Annotated in this window: 12 protein-coding genes; 3 read left to right on the forward strand and 9 right to left on the reverse strand. The window is 53.8% G+C overall.

The genetic code is table 11. The features are described 5' to 3' along the window. Positions 1-21 precede the first annotated feature (21 nt). The gene (locus BMY67_RS16705) at positions 22-513 is read right to left on the reverse strand and encodes a three component ABC system middle component (RefSeq protein ID WP_092773785.1); all 492 of its coding nucleotides are present in this window, start codon (positions 511-513) and stop codon (positions 22-24) included. Between the two features lie 10 nt (positions 514-523). Then, a complete protein-coding gene (locus BMY67_RS16710; RefSeq protein ID WP_143069885.1) occupies positions 524-1,729 on the reverse strand; it encodes an ABC-three component system protein in 1,206 nt (401 codons plus the stop codon). A 343-nt stretch (positions 1,730-2,072) separates the two neighbouring features. Between BMY67_RS16710 and BMY67_RS19415 the strand changes: the two genes are divergently transcribed. Then, positions 2,073-2,273 (forward strand): hypothetical protein, encoded by a 201-nt coding sequence (locus tag BMY67_RS19415; RefSeq protein ID WP_092773789.1) that lies wholly within the window; start codon positions 2,073-2,075, stop codon positions 2,271-2,273. Between the two features lie 599 nt (positions 2,274-2,872). Here the strand turns inward: BMY67_RS19415 and BMY67_RS16720 are convergent. The 3 genes from BMY67_RS16720 to BMY67_RS16735 all read right to left on the reverse strand — a co-directional run bounded on the left by BMY67_RS16720 (position 2,873) and on the right by BMY67_RS16735 (position 5,662). Further along, positions 2,873-3,529 carry a nucleotidyl transferase AbiEii/AbiGii toxin family protein gene (locus tag BMY67_RS16720; RefSeq protein WP_092773791.1) on the reverse strand — a complete coding sequence of 219 codons (657 nt, stop codon included), beginning with the start codon at positions 3,527-3,529 and terminating at the stop codon, positions 2,873-2,875. 918 nt (positions 3,530-4,447) lie between these two features. After that, complete coding sequence (locus BMY67_RS16730) at positions 4,448-5,347, reverse strand: IS3 family transposase (RefSeq protein WP_092773795.1); 900 nt, start codon at positions 5,345-5,347, stop codon at positions 4,448-4,450. A 27-nt stretch (positions 5,348-5,374) separates the two neighbouring features. Then, the gene (locus BMY67_RS16735) at positions 5,375-5,662 is read right to left on the reverse strand and encodes a transposase (RefSeq protein WP_092773797.1); all 288 of its coding nucleotides are present in this window, start codon (positions 5,660-5,662) and stop codon (positions 5,375-5,377) included. 179 nt (positions 5,663-5,841) lie between these two features. Here BMY67_RS16735 and BMY67_RS16740 point away from each other — a divergent pair, with 179 nt between their 5' ends. Together BMY67_RS16740 and BMY67_RS19865 are read left to right on the forward strand one after the other, a co-directional pair. Continuing rightward, positions 5,842-6,030 (forward strand): class I lanthipeptide, encoded by a 189-nt coding sequence (locus tag BMY67_RS16740; protein ID WP_143069886.1) that lies wholly within the window; start codon positions 5,842-5,844, stop codon positions 6,028-6,030. A gap of 236 nt (positions 6,031-6,266) precedes the next feature. Further along, positions 6,267-6,440, forward strand: a complete 174-nt coding sequence (locus BMY67_RS19865; RefSeq protein ID WP_394333377.1) for a class I lanthipeptide — start codon at positions 6,267-6,269, stop codon at positions 6,438-6,440. Between the two features lie 363 nt (positions 6,441-6,803). Here the strand turns inward: BMY67_RS19865 and BMY67_RS16745 are convergent, their stop codons facing one another. From BMY67_RS16745 to BMY67_RS16760, 4 genes are all read right to left on the reverse strand, one after another. Then, positions 6,804-7,139, reverse strand: coding sequence for a helix-turn-helix domain-containing protein (locus tag BMY67_RS16745; protein WP_143069887.1), 336 nt, complete (start codon positions 7,137-7,139; stop codon positions 6,804-6,806). A 507-nt stretch (positions 7,140-7,646) separates the two neighbouring features. Continuing rightward, positions 7,647-8,978 carry a beta-barrel domain-containing protein gene (locus BMY67_RS16750; RefSeq protein WP_092773803.1) on the reverse strand — a complete coding sequence of 444 codons (1,332 nt, stop codon included), beginning with the start codon at positions 8,976-8,978 and terminating at the stop codon, positions 7,647-7,649. Between the two features lie 33 nt (positions 8,979-9,011). Beyond that, positions 9,012-11,201, reverse strand: coding sequence for a peptidase domain-containing ABC transporter (locus tag BMY67_RS16755; RefSeq protein WP_092773805.1), 2,190 nt, complete (start codon positions 11,199-11,201; stop codon positions 9,012-9,014). A 17-nt stretch (positions 11,202-11,218) separates the two neighbouring features. Then, a complete protein-coding gene (locus BMY67_RS16760; RefSeq protein WP_092773807.1) occupies positions 11,219-12,433 on the reverse strand; it encodes a lanthionine synthetase C family protein in 1,215 nt (404 codons plus the stop codon). Positions 12,434-12,482 lie beyond the last annotated feature (49 nt).

The raw sequence follows: 12,482 nt of genomic DNA on the forward strand, positions 1-12,482 counted from the left end.
AAGGAAAGCAGCGGGTATTGATTAGTTTAGCTTGATGCCCCAGGTGGAGAGGAAGGTGGCTGGGCTGCCGGCATCGGCAAACCAGCGCCCCACAAATTCAGCTTGTTTCGCACACTTGGCTGCTTCCGATGCCTTAGGCACCGGATAATTGCCTAGTTCCTGTGGTCCAGGTATCAGCGCGCCCTCCCCATTTAAGGCCAGTACCCCATGCTGCAGTGCGAAAAGCAGCGCCTCTTTCGTGATTTGCACCATATTCTGCATGCGTTCAGCAAAGCCGATGCGCACCTGGTGGTTGCGGTGCATCCATACATGGAGCTTGGTCGAGAGGCCTGGTAGTTTATCCCGTGTATCCTTGTGCAACACCACCGGCAGCACCACAAAGGCCATGGCATAGTCCATGCCGCGCTCACTGGCCTGCTTATAGCCGCCCACTGCTTGCCGTAGCAGCAGGCCACAGAAAGCAGGATTGAATAAGTTGGCAACTTCAACCGGCCGCTGATTCCAGGGTAGCATAGGATGGGCCTTATTGAGCAGTTACGGCCAGGGCCTTATCCAACTCTTCGAGAAAATTTGGGTGCCAATAGACCGGCGGCCGGGGTTTGTCGGCTAGTATATGAAAGCTGCCCTGCGCCACATATTCGTGGTTAGCCGGCATCCGCTCCCGAATAGGCATTTTAACGCTTCCCATCCATTTGAATACCTGCTGGCCAAACTTCACGCAGACCGGGGCCTCATCCATTTTGCCCGAATACTCGGTATCATCCAGCAGTTCTTCGACGTAACGCTCCCACTGCTCTTGCAAGCGTCCTTCGTACCGGTCCAGTTCGTCATCAACTAGCAGCGTATTCTTGGCCCACTTCGTACGCTGTTCGAATGCCCGATAGTAGTCGACTACCGCGAACCGCATTCGACTAGTTCGGATATTCAGCATCTCCATCTGACGCCAGAAGTTCTTCGTTTTCTGCGCCGTGAAGTAGCCTTCGTCCGGTGATTTGTCCGCGAACTCAATCGGCAAACTATCGCGCTGAAACTGGCTCGTTATTTCTTCCAGTTTCAATCGCAGCTCAATCTGCGATATTGACTGCGAAGATTTACCCAGCAAATGGGCCGCCACCTTATCGAACCACCAGCCCTGAAGCATATTGTAAATCTGGTCCACCTTATCAACAGGCGGCCCAAAGAACAGCTTCTTCTTAATTTTGGGGACTAGGTCTTGGATATTGGGTGCCGCATCAGCCACGATGATGGCTTCCACCAATAGCTTCTGCTCAAAAGGAGTTAATGCCTTAAAAGCAATGAAAGATTTCTCCAGCGTTTCGTTGGTGGAGGTGGCAGCAGTGGCTATCAAAAGCCGACGGGCCTCATCGGTATCACGCCCTTCCTTTTCTCGTAGCAGTGCTCCGACTGTTCCATCCGAAGCAGTGGCAGTCGTGATAAGCCGAAGTTTTACTTCCGATGCTTTCCATTGCCGAGCTTTCAGCAGGGTGCTCCAGACCCGAATTGTCTTCCACAGTTCCGGGCTGGCGTCGGTTAGCGTGGCCTGACTCTTCACATGGTGCTTGAGCTGCTGCAGTTCCACATAAGCAGCTCCATCCAGCGACACGTCATCCAAGCCCTCAATTACTACCGTCGCTTCTGGGCGTTCTTCCTCCAGCAAGGCGTAAAGTGCGTGCTGAGCTTGGTACAGGTAGCCCAAAGTTTGGGGGCCTGCAGAAAATGGCGTATTCATAAAGTAAAGTGGTAGAAGACAGGTGGTCGCTGAGTGAGAATCAATTACTCCCATCAGAAAGGGCTGCAATCTAAATGAATAAGCGTACATACATACTTACACTACTTCATTTTTACTTTGCCCTCCTAAGGAAGTAAACCGCCAGCTCCGCTTCGACAAGCTAACCAAAAAAGTCCTTGCTCCTATCCAGCTGACCTTTTGCTGGGACGGCCTGCGCCTGCGCAGGTTCTGCGGGGAAAAGTGCGACCCCAAGCACTGGAACCCCAAACGCGAGGAAGTAAACGACTACCTGCCCCACGTCCAGCATCTGGCTGGCTTTACCCGCTTCAAGCTCACGAGCAAGGTGGGCTTCAAAACCTTTGTTATACTCAAGATTAGCCAGAGCGTGCCACGTGCCCAGGTGATGCAGGTCACCGGCCACCAGACCGAGGCCAGCTTCAGGGGCTACTTGGATGTGGTGCAGCAGCAGCTGGTCGAGACCTTCCGCAAAACCGCCTGGAAGGTGACAAAAAAAGGTGGCACGCCGGTGCCCAGGGCCGCTTAGGCCCGCGGGGCCTAGCGAGCGCAAAGTCCGTTTTCCGCGCATCAGGGCATATTCGCTAAGCCCCATTAGGCCCCATTAAGCCCCCTGACGTCCCGTCCAGACTATGTTCTTTTTATAACCTCTGCATAAGATTACAACGCCATTCTTCCTTAACCTTAGTACCGACAATTAACTATTATCGGTACTAAGATGAACCTTGAAGCTGCGTTCAAGTCAGCCGCTCGCTCCTCCACTCAGATCACCAACTCAGACCTGGTCACGCGTGGGTGGCGACTAATCGCTCTTGGAGTGAATTGATCCCTCCAAGCCTCAAAAAGATCTTAGTGGGCGATAGTATGTACTTGCCGCACTATAGCGGTTTCGCGAACGATGTACCCAGCCCGATGTAGAGACGCATATTTGCGTCTCATCGTTGAACGGTACCGCACCAACGGCGTGAGCGATAAGACGCAAATATGCGTCTTATCGCTACATACTGGACACACCGTTCACGAAACCGCACTAGGACGGTGGCTGGCTGAATTACCGCTCGCGCAAACCATCACTAGCCAGGACGCAGAGATCGACTCTGATTACGTATACAAGCCTCAATTATATACCTACAATGCCTGTAGCCTTTGGCTAACCCGTTCTAGCATGGTGAGTACGGCAGCTTCTGGCGGCATTGTTCCGTAGACCATGGCCCGAAAGTCCGTGCGGTACGTTGTCTGCAATTCGGGCCAGAGCTGTGTAGGCCTGGTAAACAGCGCTGACTCTGCAAGGGGTTTTTCGGCCCAGGCCCCCTGAAACTCGCTGTTGCGGGCGTCATCGGCCTGCACGTCTTTCACCAACGCGTCGAAGTCGGTCCCATCAAAAAAGCCTTGCAGCGAATCCCGCTCGAGCAGGTGGTACAAATCGTATATGTGGCGAATCTTGGCCCGTAACTCTGGCACTGGATCCGGCTGATACCCCGCGCGCACCAAGGCCAATATTTTTTCGGTTAGCGTGCGTTCCAGGCTGAGCACCTGCACTTCAAAAGGCGCCAAGCGGTGTTCGGCCACCAGCGCATGCTCGCCGCTGGCCTCCAGAAACTGGCCAACGTAGGACTGCACGGGCAGCCACTGGCTGGGGTGCGGATGGGCAAAGGCGTTTACTTCTACTAAAATCTGACCGTGGCGTACCTGGGCAAAAAGCTGGGAATCCAACACGGATTCGTACTGGTGCACCGTCCGCCGAAACCGCGACCCGCGACTGGTTGCTACATCTAATGAAACCACCTTGCCAAGTTTATACTAGCATAAACTTGACAAGGTGGTTTCATTGACCGTCCTTAAATAGCTGATTTTGGAGTTGGAATGCTCATTTTGGATCTGAGCTTATGGTGCGTTTAACAAATAATTATTCTGACACAAAGACTAATTATCAACTTGTGGACTTTTTACCGCGCTTGGTCAATATTGAGCGTGAGCACCTGCTGCAGGTGATGGGGCTGAAGAATAATGTGAACCGGTAAGCTGCTTTAACATTGGACATCGACGAGCCTACCTTGGCTACGCAGCTACGAGCAAGGCTTACCGTACATCTCAATAATTGCTACACGCCACACCTTTGTTGTGGTTGTCGCTACCTAACTATTGGCGAACCTTGGCAATAAAGGGCGTTTTGAAACTTGGCTTATTTCTGGCAACTCGTCCTTTACCGGCTGGCATGAAGCGGTTCCCAAACCAGCTTCATGCCAGCCGGTAAACCCAAAGCTTTTTCAGGAATCAGAAAAGAGTTGCCTTCCATTTTAGATGATGCCTAAAGAGTAACGCGCCTGCCCAGAGGCTTTGCTAGATCTTTCCGAAGTACGGCTACTCTATATGCCTCGTCAGCGACTTGTTGGAGCAGGCGTTTTACATACAGGTCTGCGACTTCTCGCCTACCAAGGATATCAACTACAGCAATAGGTTATTCCAGCAGTTAGGCCGAGTCGGAAATCTGGTCGAGCAGCTGGGGCTCACCCTCCTTATCAGCGTCGACGAGTATGAGGTGCAGGCCCTAAACCATGGACTGCCGCGGCAGGTGGCCTGTCATCTGCCCTAGGAGTTTACTGCGGCTTAATCAGCCGCAGTAAACTTTCTCCTCCTCCCCTATTTTTTTTCCATACGACGCCTATGCTGATTCAGCGTGCCTTAATCACTGAGGTGGTCCGATTACGCTGGACAGTTTAGGGCATTAAGTTGAAGAAGCTGTTGATGAGCGTGATACGGCGTCTGATAGTCGATGCTGGAATGCAGTCGCTCGTGATTATAATAGTCAAAATAGTCGGCGACGCTGCGTTGCGCATCGGCTAGGTTCGCAAAAACGGGCCGCTCGCGGACTTCCAATACCTCCGTTTTGAGGCGCGACCACAGACTCTCGGCTTGGGCATTGTCGTAGCAGTCGCCGCGTCGGCTCTGTGAGCGCACCGCGTGGTGATCGTGCAGCAATTGCCGATAGACATTGCCGCAATACTGCCCACCCCGGTCCGAGTGCACGAGCAGGCCTGGCGTGGGCAGCTGCGCCCAAAACGCGCGCTGTAAGGCACTGGTCACCAACGCTTCGGGCATCGTCGCCCCGACCTGCCAGCCTACCACCTGCTTGCTGGCCATGTCCTGAAAGGCGCACAGATAGGCCCAGTCGCCATTAGCCAAGGGTAGATACGTGATGTCACTGACCCATACCCGGTTGGCCTGGGTGGGCTTCGGCTGGTCGAGCAGCCGGTTCGGGGCGCAGCGCAGCCCGTGGGTGGAATCGGTGGTGCGCGGCGTAAACGCCTTCGGCTGCAGCGCGTGCAGGCCCCGGCGGCGCATGGCCGCCCGCAGGCGCTGACGTCCCACCCGGTGTCCCTTGTTGCGCAGCGCGACCTGGAGGCGACGCGTGCCATAGCAGCGCTTATGGACTCCGAAGACCTTGACCAGCGCCGTTTCCCACGCCGGCTCCGTCTTAGGGATGGCCTGTTGCTGAACCTGTTGCCACGCGTAGTAACCGCTAGCCGGCACCTGCACTAGCTGGCAGAGCAGCCGCACGGCGTACTGCTCCCGCTGCGCCTCGATGAAACGATAACGGCTCATTGGTCCGGTGTCTGTGAGAGCCTGTGCTTAAAGCAGGCAACTGGCGATGGCTTTTTTTAAAATTTCCAGCTCCTGCGCCTGCCGCCGGGACAAGGCCCGCAGCTGACGCAACTCGGCGGCCGTAGCCGGGTCTAAATCGGCCCCGCGAGCGGCCGCCACGGGCGTCAGGGCTTCTTTCTGCCACTTGTAGAGTAGCTTGGGGTCGAGATTCAAGGCACGAGCGGCAGCTGGAGTCGAGCGGCTTTCGGCTACCACCCGCAGGGCTTCCGTGCGGAAGGCCGCGTCATACTTACGGCGTTTATCGGGCTTTTCCATAGGCGGAAAATACCACCCAATTCTGTCTCGCTCAACTAGACCACCTCAGTTTTACTAAAGGCAAATCAGATTATAGCGCCAAGCTATTGTCGAAGCTTTCGCAAAGCTTCTACTTTGCCCCCACTTCGGACGAGGTACGGGCGGCCGAGCCCGCACTGGTAGCCGCAGCTTACCCCCCCATGAAAAAAGTAACCACCAAGCTCACGCTCAACAAGCAAACCCTGGCCAGCCTGGACCAGCAGCAGATGGCCGCCGCCAAAGGCGGGTTCACCTACGCCATCTCCATGGGTGGCAATTGCAGGTTATCCATGCGGTTGACCGCCGGTAATCGGGCGGCATGTGAGGACATGGTAGAAGAACGGCTCTAACACAATTGCTGAAATTCTGCAATGCGTCCTGTCGGCAACTGCCGGCAGGGCGCATTGCAATTCGCGGAAACTACCTGGTTTTCAATCAGCAATATTCGAGGATAGCGTTTTATAAAGATAAATCAGAATAGCGCCAGGCTATTGTCGAAGCTTTCGCAAAGCTTCTACTTTGCCCCCACTTCGGACGAGGTACGGGCGGCCGAGCCCGCACTGGTAGCCGCAGCTTATCCCCCCCCATAAAAAAAGTAACCACCAAGCTCACGCTCAGCAAGCAAACCCTGGCCAGCCTGGACCAGCAGCAGATGGCCGCCGCCAAAGGCGGGTTCACCTACTCCTTTTCCCTAGACGAGCGGTGCATCAAGTCGGCCCGCTTTGGAGATGTAGGCCAGTGCCGTGACAAAATCCAGTAAGTGTCAGTAGAAAAGAATATCTGCGAAAAAAAATTACAATTCTGTACAACTGGAGCTGTATCTTTAAGCTCGGCTCTGCCTATTTGCGCAAGTCTTAAGAAATAAACGCGCTTTTTACCCTTCAAACAGCTTTATTCTCTATCCAAAGCACCGCTACTTGGGGTGGTCCAGTAAAAACGGACAGTGCGCTAAGATAGGTTGAGATTCAAATTGCTGGGGCAAGCGTTCGGCTGCGAAGTAGTCATCCTCCAACAGGCGGGCCACCACGCGGGTAAAGGTGAGCCGGGCATGACGGGCTTCGGGCTACACGCGGCGCCAGCCGCGCAAACCCAATAGTTACTCCCCCAAATGAGCCAAATCAGACTACCAGGGAACCAGTGAAAACAACAGGTTGTGCCAGCTACGTCCGCCTTTCAAGGCATCCAGCTGCATGTTAGTCAGGCCTTGCGGCAGGTGCGTAGATTGGACTTGCGCAAAAAAATCGGTAATGGGCGTATCCAGTACCGCCGCCGCGGCCAGTAGAGTTTCTACTTTCATGGATACTTTTCCCGATTCTATCTTATGGTAGCAATTCTGGGAAATATTTAGGTGGTATGCCATACATTCCTGAGAAATACCTTTATACTCCCGTACTTTGCGCAAGACACAGTGAATTTCCATTTTATTTACAGCTATTAAATGTTGGATGTTGTCAAACAAATAGGGTAAAACCTCAGATTCTGTGGCCAAATGGCCCTGCCACTCATGATAAGGTGCAGAAGCGGCGTTAGAGCATCGAAAACCCGATAATATTACATGCACCTCAACTCAATCGAAAGAGGATAGCGAAAACGAACGTTAAGACTATCATTCCAGCCACATACCAGATAATATATTGTCCCACAGGTCGCTAATCGGGAAATCCAGGCAGTTGTATGCCTGAGTCGGAGGTTTTACCCTATAGCGGTTTCGCGAACAGTGTACCTGCTGTAGAGACGCAACAGTTTGCGTCTCATCATTGCTGATGTTGACCATCGAGTGCTGTCGTTCAACGACGAGACGCAAACTGTTGCGTCTCTACATAACAATGGGTACACCGTTTACGAAACCGCTATATTTGTTTGACAACACCTAATATTTCAAAAGTTTAAATTACAAGCAGAAACATTTTAAATCAAGCAATAAATTCATACATGAATGCACAAAATTCTTGATTAGGTGTGATATTTAACGTTCTGAAGATTTTCTAAAATTATATAATAACTTTTCTAATAATCGCATATCAGCTGTTATTATTTCGGCTTTTGCCTTCATGCCCGGCCGCATAGCTATTTTTTTATTATATGTAGTAATCAGCCCTTTTGGCAATAGTATTCGTGCCAAAAACGTCCCGTCTTTTGAAGAAATATCGGAAATATAATCAACTTGGCCACGCACGACACCAAATTCTTGAAAAGGATAACTGTTGAATTTAATTATTACAAATTGCCCTGTTCTTACTTTTCCCAGATTATACTGCGGAATCTGCACTTCACAAAACTCCCGCTGCGACTGGGGAACCACGAAAAACAATTCCTGCCCACCCGTAATTAGCTGTCTTTCCTGCAGAAATGAAGCGAAAAAGACCACGCCTGCTACCGGAGCTGTTAGGACGTATTTTTGCTGCCAACTCGCAGTGGCGCTGCGCATACTGCGCAACGCCTGCGTGAAAATACTGTGTTGCTGCGCGGTCAGGTGCTGAAGATCCAGCAGCTCGCTTCGCTTGGCCGACTGCTCTTTGCGACTGCTGATTAAACTCGTTTCCAACTGCTTAAGCGGCAGTTGACGGTTCAAAAAGCGACTCTGTTGCTGCTTGAAATCTAATGGGGCAATTACCTGCTGCGCAAATAGTTGCTGCTGGGCCGCCAGTTCCTGCCGGGCAAGCGTAACATCCTGCTCGTAGAGTCGCTGCTGGTCTTGCAGCGTGGCGTGTTGCTTGGTCAGGTTTAGCAGATCCTGTCGCAGGAGAGCCTGCTTCTGCTGATAATACTCACCCGCAGCGAAAGCTTGGTACTGCAGCCGTGCCTGGTCGAAAATTTGGAAATCGGCTTGCAGCTCACCTAAGTTCTGGTAATCGATGGCTTGCTGCGCCAATTCTTGTCTAATAGCTGCTGGGGATTGCGTTTGCGCGGCCCGGTCCAATTTTCCAAGCCAAGCGTCGAGGTGTTGTACCTGCTCGTGGTTGCCCGTGCTTTCTAGGTAAGCCAGCCGTGCGCCCCGGACTACGGGCTGACGGTTGGTCACCAACAGTTTCACTAGCTTGCCCTCCACCCGGCTGTTCACAGACTTGGGCGAATTCTGAGTGGTAAGCCGCAGGGGCACCACCACTATATCGGGGTATTTCAGAGCGTAACTCCCCCACAGGACGAGCAGCAGCAAGGCTAAGATTATCCCAATGCCCCATCGGGTAATCCAGCTGGGCACTTTCTCAATGACATCCTGCAACTCATCACTGCGCACCGCCAACGCAGGCGCGGCCGCCTCCGAGGCCGCCGGCCCACCTGAACCAATAACTGGCATAACAACTACTCGAAACACTGACAAACAAACAACTCAAGCTCCCAATTCCAGCTGATTTTTGATCAGCTGATAATAGCGTCCTTCTTGAAAAACCAGTTCGTGGTGGCTACCCTGCTCCACGATTCGACCATGTTCCAATACAATAATTTTATCCGCGTTCTTGACGGTGCTTAGCCGATGCGCCACTACCACTACCGTGCGGCCCACAAAGAATTGTTCCAAATTATTCATAATTTTAGTTTCATTATTGGCATCAAGCGCATTAGTAGCTTCATCAAAGAAGATATATGCCGGATCTTTATACACGGCTCGCGCAATTAATATGCGCTGCTTTTGTCCCTGGCTTATTCCATTACCTTCGGTGCCTATTTTAGTATTATAACCTAGTGGCAATGACTCGATAAAGCTTTCAATATTGGACACTTTTACCGCGTTGCGTAAACGCACGACGTCAACAGCCTCTTTACCCAACGCAATATTATTGGCAATAGTATCCGAGAAGATAAAGCCGTCCTGTCCGACCACCCCGCAGTTTTCCCGCCAGAACTGATGACTAATTTCTTTTAAATTTATATTACCCAATAATATTTCTCCTTCTGTAGGCGCATAGAACTTGAGCAGCAGCTTGAGCAGCGTGGTCTTGCCACTACCGCTCATCCCCACGATGGCCGTAGTTTTGCCCAAGGGGATGTCTAAGCTAATATCCTTTAACGTGAGGCTCGCGTCGGAGCCCCCGTATCGGAAGCACATGTTCCGGACCACGATGTCTTGCTGCTCGTAATGTGGGGCCAGGGCGGTCTGCTCGCGGGCTTCCTCGTCGGGTATTTCGTGGATTTCGCTGAGCCGTTCTAGACTAATTTTAGCCTCCTGGAAGGTTTGCAGAAATGTAATGAGCTGCTCAATAGGGCCGTTGAGCTGCCCGATGATATACTGCACCGATAGCATTGTGCCGAGCGTCATTTCCCCGGATATGACGGCCTTGGCGGCCAGAAACGTCGTTAGGATGTTTTTTCCTTCGTTGATAAAGTGCGCGCCGGTCTGCTGCGCTTGGTTCAGCGACAGGGACTGGGTATTAAGTTTGAACAGCCGGGCCCGCAAAGCCTCCCAGTGCCAGCGTTTCTGGGTTTCGGCGTTGGCCAGCTTAATTTCCTGCATGCCGCTGATCAGTTCCACTAGCGCACTGTGCTCCTTGGATTGCAACTCGAAGCGCTTGAAATCCAGCTTGCGCCGCCCACGCATAAAGAACACTATCCACAGCGTGTACAGCAGGCTCCCGCCCAGAAAAACAAGAAGAATAGCCGTATTGAAATAAAACAGCACGGCCCCAAACACTAGCAAATTGAAGGCCGAGAAAACTACGTCCAGCGACGTGCCCGTCAGGAAGCTCTCGATGCGCCGCTGGTCATTCATGCGCTGCATGATGTCGCCAAAGAGCTTCACATCGAAGAAGGACAACGGCAGCCGCATGAGTTTGATTAGGAAGTCCGTCAGGATGGAGACGTTAATCCGGACAGCGATGTGCAGCAGAATCCAGCCGCGAATCACATCAATGGTGGTGCGCCCCACGAACAAGGCCACCTGAGCGATGAGAACCAGGTAGATGAAGTTTAGATTCTGCCCGTTGATGCCCACGTCCACAATCGACTGGGTCAAAAACGGTAGCAGCAGCTGAATCAGGCTGCCGGCTATTAGCCCTACGAACAGCTGGACTACCAGGCGCTTGTAGGGAACCAGGTGCGCGTAGAGCCGGCGAAAGCCGTACTGCTCACCGGCGGCCTCGTCTTCAGCCGTAAAATCGGCGCCGGGCTCCAGAAGCAGCGCAATACCCGTGGCCTCTTGCGGATTGGTGGTGTCGGCCCAGGCCTCGCAAAACTCCTGCTGGGAATAGATGACCAGCCCGCTCATGGGGTCGGCCACGGATATCTGGCCCTTGCCGATGTGGTGAACTACGACGAAATGCTCTTGCTTCCAGTGGATGATGCACGGCAGCGGGATGGCTTCGGTGAGTTGCTCATAGGAAATGCGGACGCCGCGGGTGTGAAAGCCTATTGTTTCGGCCGCCTGGCTTATACCCAGCAACGAAACGCCCTCCCGGCTCAGACCGCTGGCATCCCGCAGCCGCTGCAGGCTGTAACTTTTACCATAATGCCGGGCAATCATGCGCAAGCACGACGGCCCACAGTCCATCTGGTCCAGCTGAAGGTAGATCGGAAACTTTCTCATGTGGTAGCTCTTCGGAATTACGCGGCCAGCAGCAGCAGGCGCGCCCACTCCACCTGTCTAGGATTGGCGAAGGCCAGCAGCACCAGCCCAATGCCGGCAATACCTTCCAGTAGCCCGTAGCGCTGCTCTAGCTCCGGGCTCTGCCCGTCGAATTCTTGAATAAAGAAATTCTCACTCAGCGCAGCCAGCTGGGCAGGCAGGTGGGCCAGCGTGAGGCCCAGCCAGTACCGCGCCCGTTCGCCCAACACCGGGTCTCCGGTCAGTTGGTAGAGCCGCAGAAACAGCAACGCGATACCGCTGATACCGTGGCAAATACCCAGGTCCGGTGCGGTGTCTGTCAGGTGCACCCCGGCCTGCGCCAGGTCGCGGGTGGCGGCTCGGCGAGCTACGGCCACACCTTTGTCCCGCCAAGCGGGCCGGTCCAACTGGCGACCGGCCAACACCAGCATCAGCGCGATGCCGATGTCGCCATGACACCACGCCAGGCGGCTTTCCAGCAACGGTTTCTCCCCACCTACGCTGGTGGGAAACACTGATAGCCCGGCGACTTTTCCCTGGGCCAGCACGAAAGAAATAGCCTGTTCAATAAGCTGCTCGCACTGCCCGGGCGCGTGGCCCTGCCGGTGCAGCTGCAACAGCCACACCACAATGCCCGGTACGCCGTGCGCCAGGCCCAGGTTAAAGCTCGGATCGGTTGCATCCGACGAGCTGATCCACGCTACACCTCCCGGTACCTGCACAGCCGCCCGCGCTACCCGGCGCAGTAGTTTCTGCTGCGTTGCGGCGCAGTCCGCATCGGGGGTTTCGGCGAGAAACAAGGAGGCCCCGATGTAGCCGTACAGCAGGTCGTAAGACGTGCTCATAGGGCCATCGGTGACCGATTTCACGACTAGGGGCCGGATGTCGTCGAGCAGCTCGGTGGTTTCGGGCTCCAAAATACCTTGCCCTATTAGGTGGGCCACCAGCCAGCTCAGGCCCGTGAAGCCTGTAGCCAGAAACGGAGTCTGATCGGTGGTGCTGACCCTGGCAATAGCCTGCTCTAGGTGCGCTACGCAGGCTTCCAGCGGTGCCTCCCCGGGCTGATAATGCGCCAAGTAGGCAAAAAATAAACTAATACCCGCGTTGCCCTGGATGAGCGTGGGCAGATGCTGCTCAGGGCTGCGCTGAAGCAGCGCCGCGATTAGCGCTAAGTTCTGTTCGATTAGGGCGCGATTCTGACTGTCTAACTGCATATAGGCGAAAGGCCTCTGAAAACGTGGAAATAAGGTATCGAACCGCCCG

It is taken from the genome of Hymenobacter actinosclerus (assembly GCF_900111515.1).
Lineage (GTDB): Bacteria > Bacteroidota > Bacteroidia > Cytophagales > Hymenobacteraceae > Hymenobacter > Hymenobacter actinosclerus.

Excerpts from the sequence above, each read along its gene's own strand:
- BMY67_RS16705 (WP_092773785.1), bottom strand. The coding sequence starts at position 513 with ATGCTACCCTGGAATCAGCGGCCGGTTGAAGTTGCCAACTTATTCAAT.
- BMY67_RS16710 (WP_143069885.1), bottom strand. The coding sequence starts at position 1,729 with ATGAATACGCCATTTTCTGCAGGCCCCCAAACTTTGGGCTACCTGTAC.
- BMY67_RS16730 (WP_092773795.1), bottom strand. The coding sequence starts at position 5,347 with ATGAGCCGTTATCGTTTCATCGAGGCGCAGCGGGAGCAGTACGCCGTG.
- BMY67_RS16735 (WP_092773797.1), bottom strand. The coding sequence starts at position 5,662 with ATGGAAAAGCCCGATAAACGCCGTAAGTATGACGCGGCCTTCCGCACG.
- BMY67_RS16740 (WP_143069886.1), top strand. The coding sequence starts at position 5,842 with ATGAAAAAAGTAACCACCAAGCTCACGCTCAACAAGCAAACCCTGGCC.
- BMY67_RS16750 (WP_092773803.1), bottom strand. The coding sequence starts at position 8,978 with ATGCCAGTTATTGGTTCAGGTGGGCCGGCGGCCTCGGAGGCGGCCGCG.
- BMY67_RS16755 (WP_092773805.1), bottom strand. The coding sequence starts at position 11,201 with ATGAGAAAGTTTCCGATCTACCTTCAGCTGGACCAGATGGACTGTGGG.
- BMY67_RS16760 (WP_092773807.1), bottom strand. The coding sequence starts at position 12,433 with ATGCAGTTAGACAGTCAGAATCGCGCCCTAATCGAACAGAACTTAGCG.